At 45.5% G+C, this 19,168-nt stretch carries 17 protein-coding genes and 2 tRNA genes; 9 read left to right on the plus strand and 10 right to left on the minus strand.

From position 1 onward, the window contains the following. Window positions 1-63 precede the first annotated feature (63 nt). Window positions 64-2,511 (minus strand): acyl-CoA dehydrogenase FadE, encoded by a 2,448-nt coding sequence (gene fadE / locus JM642_RS09745; RefSeq protein ID WP_037427644.1) that lies wholly within the window; start codon window positions 2,509-2,511, stop codon window positions 64-66. 244 nt (window positions 2,512-2,755) lie between these two features. Between fadE and JM642_RS09750 the strand changes: the two genes are divergently transcribed. Next, window positions 2,756-3,535 (plus strand): class II glutamine amidotransferase, encoded by a 780-nt coding sequence (locus JM642_RS09750; protein WP_037427643.1) that lies wholly within the window; start codon window positions 2,756-2,758, stop codon window positions 3,533-3,535. 167 nt (window positions 3,536-3,702) lie between these two features. Here JM642_RS09750 and JM642_RS09755 read toward each other — a convergent pair whose 3' ends face one another. Both JM642_RS09755 and JM642_RS09760 read right to left on the minus strand, forming a co-directional pair. Next, complete coding sequence (locus tag JM642_RS09755) at window positions 3,703-4,500, minus strand: DUF3108 domain-containing protein (RefSeq protein ID WP_203433607.1); 798 nt, start codon at window positions 4,498-4,500, stop codon at window positions 3,703-3,705. Window positions 4,501-4,627: 127 nt separating this feature from the next. After that, window positions 4,628-5,071, minus strand: coding sequence for an MGMT family protein (locus JM642_RS09760; RefSeq protein ID WP_156312327.1), 444 nt, complete (start codon window positions 5,069-5,071; stop codon window positions 4,628-4,630). Window positions 5,072-5,279: 208 nt separating this feature from the next. Between JM642_RS09760 and def the strand changes: the two genes are divergently transcribed. Continuing rightward, window positions 5,280-5,771 (plus strand): peptide deformylase, encoded by a 492-nt coding sequence (gene def / locus JM642_RS09765; RefSeq protein ID WP_037427638.1) that lies wholly within the window; start codon window positions 5,280-5,282, stop codon window positions 5,769-5,771. Window positions 5,772-6,216: 445 nt separating this feature from the next. On the opposite strand, the gene JM642_RS09770 is transcribed toward def, so the two are convergent. From JM642_RS09770 to JM642_RS09780, 3 genes are all read right to left on the minus strand, one after another. Then, window positions 6,217-6,293 (minus strand) — tRNA-Val (locus JM642_RS09770). A 38-nt stretch (window positions 6,294-6,331) separates the two neighbouring features. Next, window positions 6,332-6,408, minus strand: a tRNA-Val gene (locus JM642_RS09775). Between the two features lie 255 nt (window positions 6,409-6,663). After that, window positions 6,664-8,043, minus strand: a complete 1,380-nt coding sequence (locus JM642_RS09780; RefSeq protein ID WP_037427637.1) for an MATE family efflux transporter — start codon at window positions 8,041-8,043, stop codon at window positions 6,664-6,666. A 33-nt stretch (window positions 8,044-8,076) separates the two neighbouring features. Here JM642_RS09780 and JM642_RS09785 point away from each other — a divergent pair, with 33 nt between their 5' ends. Next, window positions 8,077-8,697, plus strand: coding sequence for a riboflavin synthase subunit alpha (locus tag JM642_RS09785; RefSeq protein ID WP_144374998.1), 621 nt, complete (start codon window positions 8,077-8,079; stop codon window positions 8,695-8,697). Between the two features lie 9 nt (window positions 8,698-8,706). On the opposite strand, the gene JM642_RS09790 is transcribed toward JM642_RS09785, so the two are convergent. Both JM642_RS09790 and JM642_RS09795 read right to left on the minus strand, forming a co-directional pair. Then, the gene (locus JM642_RS09790; RefSeq protein ID WP_011622722.1) at window positions 8,707-8,907 is read right to left on the minus strand and encodes a CPXCG motif-containing cysteine-rich protein; all 201 of its coding nucleotides are present in this window, start codon (window positions 8,905-8,907) and stop codon (window positions 8,707-8,709) included. A gap of 215 nt (window positions 8,908-9,122) precedes the next feature. Then, on the minus strand, window positions 9,123-9,383 hold the full coding sequence (locus JM642_RS09795) for a hypothetical protein (protein WP_239000499.1): 261 nt from the start codon (window positions 9,381-9,383) through the stop codon (window positions 9,123-9,125). Between the two features lie 376 nt (window positions 9,384-9,759). Here JM642_RS09795 and thrS point away from each other — a divergent pair, with 376 nt between their 5' ends. The 4 genes from thrS to rplT all read left to right on the plus strand — a co-directional run bounded on the left by thrS (window position 9,760) and on the right by rplT (window position 12,887). Beyond that, complete coding sequence (thrS, locus tag JM642_RS09800; RefSeq protein WP_037418422.1) at window positions 9,760-11,688, plus strand: threonine--tRNA ligase; 1,929 nt, start codon at window positions 9,760-9,762, stop codon at window positions 11,686-11,688. A gap of 3 nt (window positions 11,689-11,691) precedes the next feature. Further along, window positions 11,692-12,234, plus strand: a complete 543-nt coding sequence (gene infC / locus JM642_RS09805; protein ID WP_011072302.1) for a translation initiation factor IF-3 — start codon at window positions 11,692-11,694, stop codon at window positions 12,232-12,234. Window positions 12,235-12,319: 85 nt separating this feature from the next. Continuing rightward, the gene (gene rpmI / locus JM642_RS09810; RefSeq protein ID WP_011072303.1) at window positions 12,320-12,514 is read left to right on the plus strand and encodes a 50S ribosomal protein L35; all 195 of its coding nucleotides are present in this window, start codon (window positions 12,320-12,322) and stop codon (window positions 12,512-12,514) included. Between the two features lie 16 nt (window positions 12,515-12,530). After that, window positions 12,531-12,887 carry a 50S ribosomal protein L20 gene (rplT, locus tag JM642_RS09815; RefSeq protein ID WP_006081652.1) on the plus strand — a complete coding sequence of 119 codons (357 nt, stop codon included), beginning with the start codon at window positions 12,531-12,533 and terminating at the stop codon, window positions 12,885-12,887. A gap of 147 nt (window positions 12,888-13,034) precedes the next feature. Here the strand turns inward: rplT and trxB are convergent, their stop codons facing one another. Both trxB and ald read right to left on the minus strand, forming a co-directional pair. After that, window positions 13,035-13,988, minus strand: a complete 954-nt coding sequence (trxB, locus tag JM642_RS09820; protein WP_011622726.1) for a thioredoxin-disulfide reductase — start codon at window positions 13,986-13,988, stop codon at window positions 13,035-13,037. Between the two features lie 251 nt (window positions 13,989-14,239). Then, window positions 14,240-15,355 (minus strand): alanine dehydrogenase, encoded by a 1,116-nt coding sequence (gene ald / locus JM642_RS09825; RefSeq protein WP_172589602.1) that lies wholly within the window; start codon window positions 15,353-15,355, stop codon window positions 14,240-14,242. A gap of 180 nt (window positions 15,356-15,535) precedes the next feature. Between ald and lrp the strand changes: the two genes are divergently transcribed. Together lrp and JM642_RS09835 are read left to right on the plus strand one after the other, a co-directional pair. After that, window positions 15,536-16,042: a leucine-responsive transcriptional regulator Lrp gene (gene lrp, locus JM642_RS09830; protein ID WP_037418431.1), complete on the plus strand. Its 507-nt coding sequence runs from the start codon at window positions 15,536-15,538 to the stop codon at window positions 16,040-16,042. A gap of 324 nt (window positions 16,043-16,366) precedes the next feature. Continuing rightward, a complete protein-coding gene (locus JM642_RS09835) occupies window positions 16,367-19,105 on the plus strand; it encodes a DNA translocase FtsK 4TM domain-containing protein (protein ID WP_047535687.1) in 2,739 nt (912 codons plus the stop codon). Window positions 19,106-19,168 lie beyond the last annotated feature (63 nt).

Below are 19,168 nucleotides of genomic sequence, written 5' to 3' on the forward strand. Positions count from 1 at the left end.
GAGGCACTACATAGGTAGTGCCTCTTTTTTATTTGGATAGGCTTAGCTAGTTCAGCTTAGCTATTAAGCGGCGCGTTCCTGTGAAGTCGTCGCGACGACTTCAGGACGCAGTTCTGCTGGGTCGAAGTCATCCACATTGATAGACTTCATGCGGCCGATTTCGGCTCTTTCCAACAGTTGTACTTCGCTGTCGCTTAATACGCCTAAGGCTTTACCTTCAGCAGCGACTTTATCTAACCACATGAAAGGTAAACGCTTGCCACTAGCTTTACAGACTTTGTCGAATAAAGGTTCTGCGGCCAGAATATCCTTCAGCGTTTGCTCTTGAATACCCACGGCATTGTGCTCAGAGTTAGTCCAGAATTGACCTTTACCTAAACGATCACGGCTTTCACAAGGGGTTTGCATGATCTTGGCGACTTTATGATCTAACACATCGCTTGGACGTTTCAGTGGACGGCCGAATGGGAACATGATGGCACGTAATACACCGCCTAGACCCATTGGGAAGTTATCCAGTAAATCGTCTAATGAAGCCTGTAACTTGTACAGAGCATCTTCAACCGCCCATTGTACCAGTGGCAGATCGTCGGTTTGACGGCCTTCATCTTGGTAACGTTTTAAGGTTGCAGAGGCGAGGTATAACTGGCTTAACAGATCGCCTAAACGGGCTGAAATACGTTCTTTACGTTTTAAGTTGCCGCCTAAAGTTGCCATCGCTAAGTCTGATAGCAGGGCTAGGTTAGCACTGAAACGGTTCATATGTTGATAATAACGCTTGGTTTTATCTGAGTAAGGCGCGTTAGAAAAACGGCTTGATGTCAGACCTAACCAGAAGCTACGCACAAAGTTACTGGTTGCAAAACCAATGTGACCGAAGATGGCCGCATCGAAGTTGGCTAAACCTTGGCCAGACTCAGTATCAAACGCTGACTCCATTTCGGCTAAGACATAAGGATGACAACGGATTGCGCCTTGGCCATAGATGATCATCGAACGAGTCAGAATGTTTGCGCCTTCAACGGTAATCGCGATTGGCGCCGCTTGATAGCCACGGCCTAAGTAGTTGTTAGGGCCTAAGCACACACCTTTACCACCGTGGATGTCCATGGCGTCGATAACGCATTTCTGCATACGATCGGTCAGGTGATATTTCACGATAGCCGAGATAACCGAGGGTTTTTCACCTAAGTCGATACCCGTGGTAGTTAATGAAGTCACCGCATCCATCAGATAAGCGTTACCACCGATACGTGCCATTGGCTCTTCAATCCCTTCTAACTTACCAATAGGCAGTTTGAATTGACGACGAATACGCGCATAGGCACCAGTTGCTAATGCTGCGGTTTTGACACCACCAGCAGAGTTTGATGGCAGCGTAATACCACGGCCTACAGACAAACACTCAACCAGCATACGCCAGCCTTGGCCAGCCATTTTCGGACCACCGATGATAAAGCTTAATGGTACGAATACGTCTTTACCGCGAGTAGGACCGTTTTGGAACATACAGTTCAGCGGGAAGTGACGACGACCCGTTTCAACGCCTTCAACGTCTGTTGGGATCAGCGCGCAGGTAATGCCCAGCTCTTCTTTATCGCCTAACAGGTGATCAGGGTCACGCAGTTTAAAGGCTAAGCCTAATACAGTCGCAACAGGTGCGAGGGTGATATAACGCTTGTTCCAGGTTAAGCGCATACCTAAGACTTCTTCGCCTTCCCATTGGCCTTTACACACGATACCAAAGTCAGGGATAGAGCCTGCATCGCTACCAGCCTCTGGGCTTGTCAGTGCGAAACATGGCACTTCTAGCCCTTTGGCTAAACGTGGCAGGTAATAGTTTTGCTGCTCTGGCGTACCATAGTGTTGTAACAGTTCGCCAGGGCCTAAGGAGTTAGGCACACCTACAGTGGATGCTAATTCGCTGCTCAAACCTGCCAGCTTTTGTAACACACGGGATTGGGCGTAGGCTGAGTATTCTAAACCGCCGTATTTTTTCTTGATGATCATGGCGAAGAAGCCGTGATCTTTCAGGTATTGCCATACTTCAGCAGGCAAATCAGCCAGTTGGTGCGATACTTGGTGTTGATTCACCATGCGGCACACTTCTTCAACTGGACCGTCTAAGAAGGCTTGCTCATCGGCACTTAAACGAGCAACAGGGTAGTTGTGGAGTTTTTTCCAGTTTGGGTTACCCGCAAACAGATCGGCTTCCCACCAAGTGGTACCAGCTTCAATCGCTTCTTTTTCGGTTGAAGACATTTCGGGCATGATGCCACGGTACATCTTCATCAGTGGGCGACTGATAACATTTTGTCTAAATGCACTGATATTGAGGGGCAGCGCGATCACCAGGAAGATAATCCAAGAGATAGGGCCGACAACATCGAGTGTCCATCCGGCTGTCATCACAACAGCGGCTGCAATAGTGGCAGTGAGCAAAGATACCCGAAGGTAAGCTAGGGCTCCTAGCACTAAGATCATGGCGATGATCCAAAGTAGGGTAGTCACTGTAATTTCTCCTTAAGTATGACCGAGTGCCAATCACAGGTCATAACGAGTTTTGTTGATTGCGATCACAATTATAGTTTGTGGTCTGACCTGTGTCGCATAAAAGTTAAACCTAAGGCTGTTTTAATACAAGTATTTTTCAAACAATTGTTTAAATTTTTTGTCACCTTTGATCATTCCACAAATGTCATCAACTAGTTACAATGCAAAACCGTGGAGATTTGGATTGAGAAAGGCGAGAAATATGTGTGAGTTACTGGCGATGAGCGCCAATGTGCCGACCGATATTGTGTTTAGTTTTACGGGTTTAGCACAGCGTGGTGGCGTCACTGGGCCCCATGTCGACGGTTGGGGGATCACTTTCTATGAGGGCCGTGGCAGCAGAACTTTTAAAGATGCTTGCCCGAGTAGTGAGTCGCACATTGCAAAATTGATCAAATCCTATCCGATTAAAAGCGAGGTAGTGATAAGCCATATTCGTCAGGCCAATCGCGGCTGTGTTTCCCTTGAAAATACTCACCCATTCACCCGTGAGTTGTGGGGCCGTTATTGGACCTATGCTCATAATGGTCAGTTAAGCGATTATCAGGCGAAGTTTCAGGTGTCTCGTTATCAGAGTGTTGGTGATACCGACAGCGAGCTGGCTTTTTGCTGGATATTGGAGCAAATCGCGGCCAAGTTTGGTGATCGTCGGCCTGAAGATATGCAAGCGGTGTTTCGATTTGTGGCTACGCTGGCCGAACAAATCCGTGCGCTTGGGGTGTTTAATATGATCCTCAGCGATGGCGAATACTTGATGAGTTATTGCAGTAATAATCTGTGTTACATCACCCGCAGGGCGCCGTTTGGCAAGGCAAAATTAATTGATACCGATGTAGTGATTGATTTTGATAAAGAAACCACGCCACACGATGTCGTGACTGTAATTGCCACTCGGCCGCTAACCGAAAACGAAGACTGGCAGGTGATGCAACCCGGTAATTGGAAGTTGTTCCGCTTAGGTGAGCTGCTTATCGATTTGTAATTGGGGCGCTGTCACAGTCAGTCATTGCACTTTGACGGAATTAAATAAGACACAAAAGGCCAAACGGAGTCACTCACGTTTGGCCTTTTGTGTTTTGTGCTGTGTTGTTACGGCATCTTAGAAACAGCGCTAAATCCATCTTAAATTGCGATAAATGTGTAACTGGCTTAATTCGCGCCTGTGCCGAGGAGTTTAGGTACTTTCTGCTCCGTCGGAACTTCAGTATCAACGGCAGCGGGCTCGGCTTCAACTGGCACATCGTCAAAATGATACTTAAGCAGTTTGATATCGAGCTGCTTACTGCCTTTTTCAAAGTGCGTTAGACGAACGGGGAGGTAGGCTAAATCCGGCGCCATCCAAAAGAAGGTTTGGCGTTTATGATTGTCACGCACTACCTCAATTTTGACTGTATCATAACTGCCGCTTTCAATTGTCATCCGTTCCTTACCAATCACATGGAACTTATACTCATCGAGCTCGTTAGATTTAATCATTTTATAATCAAGCACTTCTTTGCCAGCGCTGATATCGAGTCGAAACTGCAGCTGCACCATTAAGGGATCGAAAATATCGCCTTCAAACGGGAATTTACCTTTTTCATCCTTATAACGGGTGTGGATCATGCCCTGTGCCTTAGCAAAGGCGGTTTGTTCGATGAAATTTGGGCCGACGCCTTGGCGCTCATGCAAATAGCGCAGGGGCAATAATTGATTCCCCTCTTGGGCAAACTCACTCAGTACATGGCGTACATCGGTCAGTAATAACAGGCTAAGATCGCTGTCGAAGCGATATTTATAGACGCCATCCTCTATGGCTGGCAGTTGATACTTGGCCTTACCCAGTTCAACATCACCATAATTAACTTGATATTCAGCAGTTTGAGGCGTTAAAGGCGTTGGCGCCGCCATCGCAAATACGCTGTGGGTGAGTGCGAGACTCACGAATAACGTTGGAATTGTGCGCAATTAATGCTCCTTTATATCGCAAACAGAAAGCGTCTAACACTGCTTATCCTATGGCTCAGCTATCAAATTTAAGTGTTTATAACCGAGTTTATATTGGAATAAATAGTTTTTAGATCAATATATTAAATTAGAACGGGATTGACATCACTAAGGTTGCCATATCCGGTTGCCACTCACATTCAGACAAGTTCACTTTGCCACAGTTCACCATTACACCTTCAAGGCGCAATAATTCCATCTGTTCCTGAAAGGAGGCTGAATGTTTTTCGAAGGAAATTTTTCCTTGGCTATTGAGTACTCTATGCCAAGGAAGTGACAAATGTTCGGGAGCCAATTTGAGAGCTCTGGATACATAGCGAGCGCGTCCTGGTAACCCTGCGAAATCGGCGATCTTACCATAACTGCTCACTTTGCCGGGCGGGATCATCGCTACAATCTGCCAAATCTTCGCCATGGGTGATAGGGCATGACTTCGTATCTCTTGTGTATTGTCTAACTCGTCTGGCGTATTAGCCTTATCTTGCTCTAAGTAGCGATAAAGTGGAGACTTATCTTTTGCAAACCGCATGATGATGCCAAGTAAAACATGAACAGATGAGCCTGTGTAGCGTTAAACGAAGGCCAAGTGAAACAGAGGCTAGTTTGAAAAGCCGTAATGTCAATCTAAAAAATCGATTGTAATGATTTTTATTAAACTATTTAGTTTTGAATATTGAGAAAACACAGGAATAGTTCATAATGGCGCCAATTTTTTTGACTCCATAAGAGATGAAACAGGCATGGCTGTACTCGATATTCTGACAATTCCCGATGAACGTCTAAAACGCAAAGCGCAACCCGTAAAAGATATAGAAGCAATTCAGGGATTTATCGATGACTTAATCGAAACCATGTACCACACTGACGATGGTATTGGTCTGGCCTCGACCCAAGTGGGCAGTACAGATGCGGTGATTGTGATCGATTTATCCGAAACCCGTGACCAACCCTTAGTGCTGATTAATCCAGAGATTGTTGAAAAGTCTGGCGAATATGTGGGTGAAGAAGGCTGTCTTTCAATCCCTGGCTATCGCGCGAAAGTGAGCCGTTTCGAAAAGGTCAAAGTCACCGCCTTAGACAGACAAGGCAAAGCGGTTGAAATCGAAACTGACGACTTTTTAGCCATTGTTTTGCAACATGAAATTGATCATTTACACGGTAAAGTGTTTATCGAGCATTTATCGGCATTGAAGCAACAAATCGCCTTAAAAAAGGTACGTAAATACGCCTAATTTCCCCAATGTCTTGCTCTGCAAAGCCGCACATTTGATTGCGGCTTTGCTGTTTCTAGGCGGTATTACCCGTCGTACTCATGGTGATAAAATTGTTACGTTGTTGAATGTTTATCTAGATACACGCAAAACGAGTCTGTTATCAGCATCTATGGGCTAACTACGATGGTAATAACAAAAAATCATCAAAAGCATGTTGTGCCAACAGGTTTGGCGCGAAATGGGCACAAATTTAGAAAAACGGCGAATTGTTAGGGAACAGCGGTAAATGTGGACCAAACAATAGAGGCAAAATCAGGCAGAGCCGAAGGGTGGGGCATGTTTGAATGTTTTTGGGAAAACCTAGAACAGGCTCGAAGATTTTATCTTAGGCACAAATAAAAATTAAGTATCTTGATGGATGAACAGGTTAAATTGAGTTTTTACAGGGAGTTAAAGCAAGAAATGGTACACCCGAGTGGACTCGAACCACCGACCCCTACCATGTCAAGGTAGTGCTCTAACCAACTGAGCTACGGGTGCACTGTTTGAATTTCAATGTTTAGACTCTATGAAGAGAGTGGTACACCCGAGTGGACTCGAACCACCGACCCCTACCATGTCAAGGTAGTGCTCTAACCAACTGAGCTACGGGTGCATCGTATTACTTATATCGAAACCGCTAAACGCATCTCGCTTTCGAACGAGCGCTATATTAGGGGGATAGCGAAAGGCTGGCAAGCAAAAAAACGAATTTTATTGTCAAATGGTGAATTGCTGTGCAACTTGCCCAGTGTTTCAGCAAAGTTACTGATAAAACGGCAAGTTAGGCTTCAAAGGTTGCAAAATTAAAAGAAATTAAACAAAACGGCGAGCTAATGCTCGCCGTTGATTCAGTGAATTATGTCCTATGTCAATGGTGCACGCTGTCGCCTTCAATCAGACTTAAATGTACGCCATGCTTTTGAATATAACGTAGACGGATAAAAAACAGCAGCGCCGCCGAGGTGAGACCTGCAATCAATCCTGCCCAAAAGCCATGGGCGCCCATGGCGGGTACGATAAAGTCGGTATACGCCAAGGTATAACCTAAGGTCATGCCGATTCCCCAATAGGAAAACAGCGTAATATAAAACGCACTGCGGGTATCCTTATATCCACGTAGTGCACCAGCGGCAACCACTTGGACTGAGTCAGATAGTTGATATAGCGCGGCCATCAACATCAAACTGCCCGCAAGTACCACCACTTCAGGATCGCTGTTATATAACTCGGCGATTTGAAAGCGGAATATCACCGTTAAGATTGCCGTCGATAAGGCCAACGATAGTGCCAACCACAATCCGACTTTAGCCACCACGGCAGAAATATCTGCACGATCGCGGCCAAGGTAGTAGCCAATACGAATCGAGACGGCAATACCAATCGACAGTGGCAACATAAATACAATAGCGGAGAAGTTCAACGCTATCTGATGACTTGCCACCACAGTTGCGCCTAATGGCGCCAGCAGCAGGGCGATAATCGCAAACAAACTTACTTCAAAAAATAACGCCATCGCGATTGGCATGCCGAGCTTGGTCATCTTCTTCATGGTGGTAAAATCGGGGCGATGGAATTGGCTAAAGGGTGCCAATGCGGCAAATTTCTTATGAAACTGCATATAAATCGTCATGGCGATCAACATGGCCCAAAATACCAATGCAGTTGCGACACCGCAGCCAGCGCCGCCCATGGCAGGCACGCCGAAGTGACCATAAATAAAGATATAGTTTGCTGGAATATTCACTGCGAGTCCCACAAAACCGATGATCATAGTCGGTAAGGTATATGAAATCCCCTCACTGCAACCGCGCAATACTTGATAGAGCACAAATGCGGGGGCACCCCATAAAATACCGTCGATATATCCTATGGTTAAGTTGTACAATTGGGGCTCTAAATTCATATGGCTGAGCACGAGTGGCGCTGATGCGAGAAACGCCATTACGCCAAGGCCACCAATTAAGGCTAAGTAGGCGCCTTGAAACGCCAAAGGTTGAATGGCTTTCTGATTATTTGCGCCATTGTGATGGGCAAATAATGGCGTAAACGCCATCAGTAGCCCCTGTACAAATAGAATTGCGGGCAACCAAAGACTGGTTCCCACGGCAACTGCGGCCATATCGACCGCACTGACGCGACCCGCCATTACCGTGTCGATAAAACCCATCATGGTTTGTGTCACTTGGGCGATCAACACTGGAAGTGCGAGTTGAATTAAGCGTTTGGCCTGAAAGCCTGAATGATTCATAAATACAGCCTTTAACGAATAAGCGAGCAAAAAATGTTTACTGGTATAGTTCAAGCCACCTGTGAGGTGGTTGCAATATATAAGAAAGATGGCCTCAATACCCTTGAGGTAGCGTTTAAACCTGATTTGCATGAGGGACTTGCAATTGGCGCAAGTGTGGCAAATAACGGGGTATGTCTGACGGTGACTCAGGTCGTTGATGATAGGGTATTTTTCGATGTAGTGGAAGAGACCTTAAGATTGACTAACTTGGCACATTTATCCGTTGGGCAGCGCGTTAACATTGAACGCTCTCTGACTTTTGGTAGCGAAATTGGCGGCCATATCCTATCTGGACACATTCATACCAAGGCAAAAGTCAGTCACATTAGTCACACCGAGCAGCATTATGATCTGACCTTAAGCGTCGAGCCTAAATGGATGAATTATATTCTCTATAAAGGCTTTGTTGGGGTAAATGGTTGCAGCCTTACCGTTGGCGAGGTGACCGAGAGTACTTTTATGCTGCACTTGATCCCAGAAACTCTTAAGTTGACCAATTTAGGCCAATGTCAGGTTGGTGATGAGTTAAATATCGAAATTGACAGCCAAACCCAAGCCATCGTCGACACCGTTGAGCGTGTGCTGGCTAAACGTTTTAGCGGCCAATCTTAATCAACATGCCTAATAAATTTGCTCGTCGTCCGAGTCAATATATAACTCTATAGTTCGGCGGGCATCATCCACATGTAAACGCAGGTGGATGGGGTTACAACAAATTCGGCAGTCATCGTAATAATCCTGATCGCCGCTGCTGGCATCAATACTAATATGTTGATGGTGTCCGCAGTGGGGGCAGGCAATGACTTTATTCATGATCCTCATGGCGCAACTCCTCGCTAACGAAGGGATGACATTTGTCGCTAAGCCTTCATACTGGCTTTGTTTGAGTATACAAGAATGTGCCGTGGCAGCTTAGATAAAGTCGGTATCAAAATCTCAGTAACTAGATTTTTCCATTCAGCTCAGCGCTTGGTACTTTTTTCACTAAAATTTTCTAGCGTAAGAACCGTCAAGCATGTGCACCAGTATAAGTTAACTCAATCCTTTACCGTCATAAGTTCGACAGGCGCCGTCGGTAATATGCCTTCCTCTATATTGTCACTAATGGCCTGCGATAGTCGTTCGATCTGTAGCAAAAGCTCGGCATGGATATCGGCCTGTAAGCCACTGGTGTCGAATTGTACTGTTTGGCTTTGAACCACTATCGGCTCAGGTTGTGTTTTTGGTATGGGGTTAACAGAGATTGAATTCTGGGCGACTTGGCTAAGTGCAACCGTCAATAGGATACTCGTGAACATACCAACTCCTTTTGCTTCATTATTTACAGCGATGTGACGGCAACGGCATTTGTTATGGCAAATAACAAAGAATCCCGCGGTCATTTAACGCGCATAGCGTAGGGGCGTTAGATGACTGCCACATGAACGATTGACTGCAATATGATGAATTAACGGCAAACTTCGCGGATTGGTTTTAATAAATGCATCGATTTGGGCGCTAACCCCAGCAATCGGGCCATTTAACTTGCGTGTATTAAAGACGATCCCGTAGAATAACTGCCTGCTACGCAAGGCGGCTAAGACTCCTGTACTGTCTTAACCTCGCGAGCATTACTCTTTTTACTTAATCACCATGTGGCCCTACGTGTGGGTCACCACTGGACAAGGATATTTCATGCCTGTAATTACACTTCCTGATGGTAGCAAACGCGAGTTTGCACATCCCGTATCGACTCTCGATGTTGCCGCTGATATTGGCCCTGGTCTTGCGAAAGCCTGTATCGCTGGTCGCGTGAATGGCGAACTCAAAGACGCTTGCGATCTTATCGAAATCGATGCTGAACTTTCTATTATTACCGCTAAAGACGAAGAAGGTATTGAAATCCTTCGCCATTCTTGTGCGCATTTATTAGGCCATGCAATCAAGCAATTATGGCCACAAACCAAGATGGCGATCGGTCCTGTAATCGATAACGGCTTCTACTACGACATCGATCTTGAGCATAAGCTGACTCAAGAAGATATCGAAGCCCTCGAAAAACGTATGCTTGAACTGGCAAAAACCAACTATGACGTAGTGAAACGCGTTGTAAGCTGGCAAGAAGCCCGTGATACCTTCGCCGCCCGCGGTGAAGAATATAAGATTGCGATTCTGGATGAAAACATCAGCAAAGATGCGACACCTGCTCTGTATCATCACGAAGAATACACCGACATGTGCCGTGGTCCTCACGTGCCAAACATGCGTTTTTGCCAGCATTTTAAATTGATGAGCATTGCCGGCGCCTACTGGCGCGGTAACTCTGAAAACAAGATGCTGCAACGTATTTACGGTACTGCATGGGCTGACAAAAAAGCCCTGAGTACCTATTTAACTCGTCTCGAAGAAGCGGCTAAACGTGACCACCGCAAGATTGGTAAGCAGCTCGATCTATACCATATGCAAGAAGAAGCACCCGGCATGGTGTTCTGGCATAACGACGGTTGGAGTATCTTCCTTGAGTTAGAAAGATTCATCCGTCGCAAGTTAAATCAATACACTTACCAAGAAGTGAAAGGTCCACTCATGATGGACCGCGTACTGTGGGAGCGTTCAGGTCACTGGGATAAATACTCAGAAGCCATGTTTACCACCAGCAGTGAAAATCGTGAATATGCGGTTAAGCCAATGAACTGCCCTGGCCACGTACAGATTTTCAACCAAGGTTTGAAATCTTACCGTGACTTGCCATTGCGTATGGCAGAATTTGGTTGCTGTCACCGTAATGAGCCTTCTGGTTCACTGCACGGCCTGATGCGCGTACGTGGTTTTACTCAAGACGACGCCCATATTTTCTGTACTGAAGAGCAAGTTCAAGCGGAAGTCAGCTCTTGTATCCAAATGGTATACGATACTTACTCTACCTTCGGTTTTGAAAACATCGTGGTAAAACTATCAACTCGCCCAGAAAAACGTATCGGTGACGATGCGATGTGGGATAGAGCTGAAGAAGCATTGAAACAAGCCTTACGTGCTAATAATATTGAATTCACTATTTTACCGGGTGAAGGTGCCTTCTACGGTCCTAAGATTGAGTTTACACTGCACGACTGTTTAGACCGTGCATGGCAGTGCGGAACAGTGCAACTTGACTACGCATTACCAAGCCGTTTAGGTGCAACTTATGTGGCGGAAGATAATAGCCGTCAAACGCCTGTGATGATCCATCGTGCAATTTTAGGTTCGTTGGAGCGTTTCTTAGGTATTCTAATTGAAGAATATGCTGGTCGGTTCCCAACATGGTTAGCGCCAATGCAAGTTGTCGTGATGAATATCACCGACAAACAGGCTGATTATGTTGAAGAAGTGGTCAAATTCTTCAAAGAACAAGGTATTCGTGCCTCATTTGACTTGAGGAATGAGAAAATAGGCTTTAAAATACGCGAACACACCTTAAGGCGTGTCCCTTATTTATTGGTCGTTGGCGATCAAGAGATGGAAAATAAGGAAGTCGCGGTGCGTACTCGTGATGGCGTTGATTTAGGTAAGATGCGAATTGAAGATTTCGCCGCTAAAATCCATCAACAGATTTCGCTCCGTAGTCTCAAATTGTTGGAGGAATAGGTCATAAAGATCAAGAAAACAGCAGGGCGTCAGCTGGCCCCTAATAGAATCAATGAAGAAATCACAGGTGTACCAGAAGTACGCTTAACCGGCATTGATGGTGAAGCTATTGGTGTGGTGAGCATCAGAGATGCTCAGAATTTGGCAGATGAAGCAGGTGTAGACCTAGTTGAAATTAGTCCAAATGCTGAACCTCCAGTATGTCGCATTATGGACTACGGTAAGTTCCTGTTTGATAAGGCTAAGTCAGCCAAGGAACAAAAGAAGAAGCAAAAGCAGGTTCAGGTTAAGGAAATTAAATTCCGTCCTGGAACTGACGAAAACGACTATCAGGTAAAACTACGCAACCTGATACGTTTTCTGGAAGACGGGGACAAAGCGAAAATTACGCTGCGTTTCCGAGGTCGCGAAATGGCCCACCAAAATCTTGGTATGGATCTTTTGAACCGTATTAAGACTGATTTGGATGAGTATGCGGTTGTTGAATCTTTCCCGAAAATGGAAGGCCGACAAGCCATCATGGTGCTAGCGCCTAAAAAGAAATAAGTAGGGCAACCTATAAAAGTAGCGAAGGCTATATGCCTTCGCTCGCCTTGCTTTTTATTTAACATCCCAATGCGGAGTTTTAGTAATGCCTAAAATGAAAACCGACAGAGGTGTAGCGAAGCGTTTTAAGAAAACCGCTAATGGTTTCAAGCGCAAGCAAGCCCATTTACGTCACATTCTGACCAAAAAGAGCACTAAGCGTAAGCGTCACTTACGTAACAAGTGTTTAGTTGCCAAAGTTGACGTTCCAGCAATCGCGCGTCAATTACCATACGCTTAATTTAGGAGATTAGAAAATGCCAAGAGTTAAGCGTGGTGTAACCGCACGTGCTCGTCACAAGAAAGTTTTAAAATTAGCTAAAGGTTATTATGGCGCTCGTAGCCGTACTTACCGCGTTGCTGTTCAAGCAGTAACTAAAGCTGGTCAATATGCTTACCGTGACCGTCGTCAGAAAAAACGTCAATTCCGCCAACTGTGGATTGCACGTATTAATGCTGCAGCTCGTCAAAATGGTCTGTCTTACAGCCGTTTCATCAACGGTCTGAAAAAGGCGTCTATCGAAATCGATCGTAAGATTTTGGCTGACATCGCTGTATTCGACAAAGTTGTATTCGCAACTTTAGTTGAAAAAGCAAAAGAAGCGTTAAACTAAGCAATTAGTTTGTCGCACTTAAGAGGGGACCATTTGGTCCCTTTTTTTGTTGCTGTTTTTAGCCACAACATGCAGATAAAAAATAGCAGGCTAAGGTAGTTAACCTATGCCTGCTATTATTTGAGTCTAGATAAGACCTACAGTAGATTATTTCTTCGCGTCTAAGTAACGCTCGGCATCTAATGCTGCCATACAACCTGTACCCGCAGAGGTAATCGCTTGACGGTAATGTTGATCCATCACATCTCCTGCGGCAAACACACCTTCTATACTGGTTTGCGTGGCGTTACCTTGAAGACCACTTTGCACCTTCAAATAGCCGTTGTTCATCTCTAATTGGCCTTCGAAAATCCCTGTGTTTGGGCTGTGACCAATGGCCACGAACACACCGGCAACGGCTAGATCAGTGATAGAACCGTCTTTGGTGCTCTTCATTTTTAGACCTGTTACACCCATTGCATCACCAACCACTTCTTCCATGGTTTGGTCGAGATGCAGGATAATGTTGCCGTTGGCGACTTTATCCATTAAACGGTCGATAAGAATTTTTTCTGAGCGGAAGGTGTCGCGACGGTGAATTAAGTGCACTTCGGCGGCGATATTGCTTAGGTATAGTGCTTCTTCAACGGCTGTGTTACCACCACCAATCACTGCAACTTTTTGATTACGATAGAAGAAACCATCACAGGTTGCACAGGCCGATACGCCGCGTCCTTTGAACGCTTCTTCAGACTCAAGTCCTAGGTAACGGGCAGAGGCGCCAGTGGCGATGATTAGCGCATCACAGGTATATTCGCCGTTATCGCCTTTTAAACGGAAAGGGCGCTCAGTTAGCGTCACTTCATTAATATGATCGAACAGAATTTCAGTATCAAATTTTTCCGCATGCTTTTGCATACGTTCCATTAATGCTGGACCCGTTAAGTCTTCTGCATCACCTGGCCAGTTTTCAACTTCAGTCGTGGTCGTTAACTGACCACCTTGCTGCATACCTGTGATCATCACAGGCTTTAAGTTTGCGCGCGCAGCATAAACTGCGGCTGTGTATCCTGCGGGACCTGAACCTAAAATCAATAGGTTACTATGTCTGACTTGGCTCATTTTTCTCTCCGTGCTTTTAGCAAATTGCATGGATTGTAGGGAATTTACCTGTAGGGGTAAAGCGATGTTTGGTGATTCTTTTAGATTATGCTAATCGAATCCTAAGGCAAATTGTCAGCCTGAGTTTACTAAGGCTATGGCTTAAAACCGGCGTGAGTGAAGATAATTGTGATCTGCATAAAAAATCGGCCTCAACAGAGTGAGGCCGAACAAAGCAGAGTAGGTCCGTGTGAACCTAGGCTCTCATATGATTAGGCTAATAAACTTGCTGGCGCTGTGTACTCAAGATTTAATGCTTGAGCCACTTCTTTACAAACCAGTTTGCCGTGCATTACGTTCAAACCGTTTAGTAAGTGCTTGTCTTGTAACAGGGCGGCTTTATAACCTAAGTTAGCTAACTTAAGGATATAAGGCAGAGTTGCGTTATTGAGAGCGAAGGTTGATGTACGGGCTACTGCGCCTGGCATGTTCGCTACACAGTAGTGCACAACATCATCAACGATATAAGTTGGATCTTGGTGAGTCGTTGCATGGGAGGTTTCCACGCAACCGCCTTGGTCGATAGCTACGTCTACGATAGCACTGCCTGGTTTCATACGAGAAATCATGCTACGTGTCACCAGTTTAGGTGCCGCAGCACCAGGAATTAATACGCCACCAATGACTAAGTCAGCTTCTAATACATGGCGCTCAATCGCATCGGCAGTCGAGTAAACCGCTTTAACTGCAGAACCAAATTGCATGTTTAAGCGACGTAGTGCATCGATGCTACGATCAAGCACAACTACATCTGCGCCCATACCGACAGCCATTTGGGCTGCATTAGTACCGACCATGCCACCGCCAATGATCACAACTTTAGCTGGCTCAACACCGGGTACACCACCTAATAACATACCACGACCACCAGAAGATTTTTCCAGCGCCATCGCACCCGCTTGGATAGACATGCGGCCAGCCACTTCTGACATCGGGGCTAACAGCGGTAAGCCACCACGGTCATCGGTCACAGTTTCGTAAGCGATGCATACGGCACCACATTTAATTAAATCTTCAGTTTGTGGTAAATCCGGTGCTAAATGCAGATAAGTGAATAAAATCTGGTCATGACGCAGCATGGCGCGTTCAACTGCCTGAGGCTCTTTTACCTTTACAATCATCTCTGCTTTAGCAAAAACTTCAGCAGCAGTTGCTAATATTTTTGCGCCTGCATCAATATAATCCTGATCAGTAAAACCAATTCCCGTGCCGGCATTCGTTTCTACAAACACTTCATGACCTTTGATTGTCAATTCGCGAACGCTTGAAGGAACCATACCGACACGATACTCGTGGTTTTTAATTTCCTTTGGTACACCAATAATCATTTTTGAGCCTCAATTGCCTGAAAAACCCACTTTTAATGGGCATAATTGTTATTTTATCGTGACCTGAACGTGATTAATTCAGGGATATCTAGTATAGTATCGGCGACGCAGTTTATGCTGCTGAACTTTAGACATACGTAGAATAAAATGTTGTTTTAGTGATAAAGCAAGGTTAAATAAATGGCATATAATAAAAAGAGTCCTGTAAAAGACTTGGATCGCATCGATCGCAACATTCTTAATGAATTACAAATTGATGGACGCATTTCAAATGTGGAACTATCTAAAAGAGTGGGATTAAGTCCTACTCCGTGTTTAGAAAGAGTGAAACGACTCGAAAAGCAAGGATATATCAATGGCTATACTGCTTTGGTGAATCCTCATTTCTTGGGTGCATCCCTACTGGTATTCGTGGAAATCACATTAAGTCGTGATACTCCCGAAGTATTTGATAAGTTTAATCGCGCTGTGCAACTGTTGGATGATATTCAAGAATGTCATCTCGTTTCTGGTGACTTTGACTACTTATTAAAAACACGTGTTTCTGATATGTCGGCTTATCGCCGCTTATTGGGCGAAACTTTACTGAAATTACCTTCTGTTTCAGATACCCGTACCTACGTGGTGATGGAAGAAGTTAAACATACTAGTCGTGTTGCGATAAACCAGCTGCTCTGCGATATTTAATACCCTGAAACGGTTACAATAAGGGGCCTAGGCCCCTTATTTATTCCAGTGTAAGCCTTTTAAAACCACACTTATAACCTTGCTTTTGCCCTTAAGTTAGCCAGCTTAGGGGCATATTTTTATCTGGCATTTGTCTTCAACAATGTAGCCTAAATTGATTGCGGAATAATCTGTTAATGGTCAAAGTCCTAGCTTTTATGAGCCAAGAGCGTTTTTTTATCTTATAGCAGTAATTCTTAGGAGAAAAACCGCCTAAGATGCTCCACATTTAATGGGATTCTGGTATCGTTAGCCCACCTGTTTCAATTTTATGGATTAAGTCGTTTGTCTCAAGGAAATAGTGTACGCACGCTCTCAGGCTTGCAGCGTCTGCTCGAAGGCGGACTCATCATTTGCTGTGTTGTAGCCACTTATATTTTGCTCGCTTTAGCCAGTTTCAGTCCCTCAGATCCGGGTTGGAGTCAGTCTCATTTTCAAGGTGATATCAATAACTGGACAGGGGCTGTTGGTGCTTGGATCGCCGATATCCTGCTGTATTTTTTTGGCGTGACAGCCTATATCATGCCAATTATTGTCGCCTCTACTGGTTGGCTGCTTTTTAAGCGCGCCCATGATTTATTGGAAATCGACTACTTTTCGGTCGCATTGCGGATCATTGGTTTTCTACTACTTATTCTTGGTTTTTCAGCATTAGCCAGCATGAACGCCAATAATATCTATGAGTTTTCCGCAGGCGGTGTAGCTGGTGATGTCATTGGTCAAGCGATGCTGCCATATTTTAATAAGTTAGGCACAACCTTATTGCTATTGTGCTGTTTAGGCTCGGGTTTTACGCTATTAACAGGGATCAGTTGGCTGACTGTGGTTGAAAAGGTCGGCTTTGTCTCAATCTGGTGCTACAAACAACTCAAACGTTTACCTCAGTCGTTAAAGCGTGAGCGAGAAACGGAAGATACTCGCGGTTTTATGTCTGTTGTGGATAAATTCCGCGAGCGTCGTGATTCGCAACATGTGCTTGATAAAGCAAAAATACGTCAACCAGATACAACACAAAGCCGCGTGATCCATACACGGGCGTTACCAGAAGAGCCCCGTGAAGAATTCATCACTGAAGCCAGTAGTGGTAAAGGTAAGTTATCTTCTTTGGTTAAAATTTTAAGTTTAAACAACAATAAAGCAAAAGCTGAACCTAAAGGCCAGCAACGCGTTGAGCCGCAACTTGATCCTGTTAGCGCGGTCGCTGAATACGGTCATTTTGAAGCGCCACCTTGGGTAGCTAAAGCGCAAGATGCTGATTTGGACGAAGATGAAACCGATAACGGTTTCAATGCTCAGGTTTTCGACGACGATGAGGATGAACCAGTATTGCATCGCGAAGCTATCATTGATGAAGACGATGACATCTTAACGTTCAATGATGACGATGTGATCGATTTTGATACCAAAGCATCTACGGGTGCAGTAACTCAAGCGCAGCGTCAAAAGCAGGCCCCTAAGGCTAAGATTGTCGATGGCATTGTCGTATTACCCGGCCAAGAAGATAAACCTGTGCCGACTAAGCCTATGGATCCGCTGCCGAGCATCAGTTTGCTCGATGTGCCTGATCGCAAGAAGAACCCGATTAGTCCCGAAGAGTTAGAACATGTGGCACGTTTGGTTGAAGCTAAGCTTGCCGACTTTAATATTGTTGCCACTGTTGTGGGGGTCTATCCAGGTCCGGTGATCACTCGTTTTGAGCTTGAACTTGCGCCAGGTATTAAAGCCTCTAAGATTTCAAACCTTGCAAATGACTTAGCCCGTTCACTGCTGGCAGAGCGTGTCCGAGTCGTTGAAGTGATCCCAGGGAAATCTTACGTTGGCCTCGAACTGCCAAACAAGTTTCGCGAAACAGTGTATATGCGTGATGTACTCGACTGTGAAGCCTTTACTCAGAGCAAATCGAATTTAACTATGGTGCTTGGCCAAGATATCTCCGGTGAGCCTGTGGTGGTTGACTTAGGTAAAATGCCGCACTTATTGGTTGCTGGTACGACAGGCTCGGGTAAATCAGTCGGGGTGAACGTGATGATCACCAGCTTGCTGTATAAGTCTGGTCCTGAAGATGTTCGCTTTATCATGATTGACCCGAAAATGCTTGAGCTCTCGGTTTATGAGGGGATCCCGCATTTACTCTGTGAAGTCGTTACCGACATGAAAGAAGCGGCCAACGCGCTGCGTTGGTGTGTGGGTGAGATGGAGCGCCGCTACAAGCTAATGTCTATGATGGGCGTTCGTAACATCAAGGGATATAACGCGAAAATCGCTGAAGCTAAAGCCAATGGTGAAGTGATTTATGATCCTATGTGGAAATCGTCTGACAGCATGGAGCCAGAGGCACCAGCCTTAGATAAACTGCCATCAATTGTGGTGGTTGTCGATGAATTTGCCGACATGATGATGATTGTCGGTAAGAAAGTGGAAGAACTGATCGCCCGTATCGCCCAAAAAGCCCGTGCTGCGGGTATCCATTTAATCCTCGCGACCCAGCGTCCGTCGGTGGATGTGATCACCGGCTTAATCAAGGCTAACATTCCGACGCGGATGGCGTTCCAAGTGTCTTCCCGTATCGACTCCCGTACCATTTTAGATCAGCAAGGTGCCGAAACCTTACTCGGTATGGGTGACATGTTGTACTTACCGCCCGGAACCGCAGTGCCAAATCGTGTCCATGGTGCCTTTATCGATGACCATGAAGTTCACCGTGTGGTAGCCGATTGGTGCGCCCGTGGTAAGCCACAATACATTGATGAGATCCTCAACGGCGTCAGTGAGGGTGAACAAGTGCTATTGCCGGGTGAAACCGCCGAATCCGATGAAGAATACGATCCGCTTTATGATGAAGCCGTTGCCTTCGTGACCGAAACTCGCCGAGGTTCGATTTCGAGCGTGCAGCGTAAATTTAAGATTGGTTATAACCGTGCAGCACGTATTATCGAACAAATGGAAATGCAGGGCGTGGTGTCGGCGCAGGGCCATAACGGTAACCGCGAAGTGTTAGCACCTCCGGCCCCAAAACACTATTAATGTTAAGCTAGATATCAGTTTGAACTTGCCATAATGCGGCGAGTTGAACTTTTAGTCCAAAGG

The organism is Shewanella sp. LZH-2, from assembly GCF_016859145.1.
GTDB classification, from domain to species: Bacteria; Pseudomonadota; Gammaproteobacteria; order Enterobacterales; family Shewanellaceae; genus Shewanella; species Shewanella xiamenensis.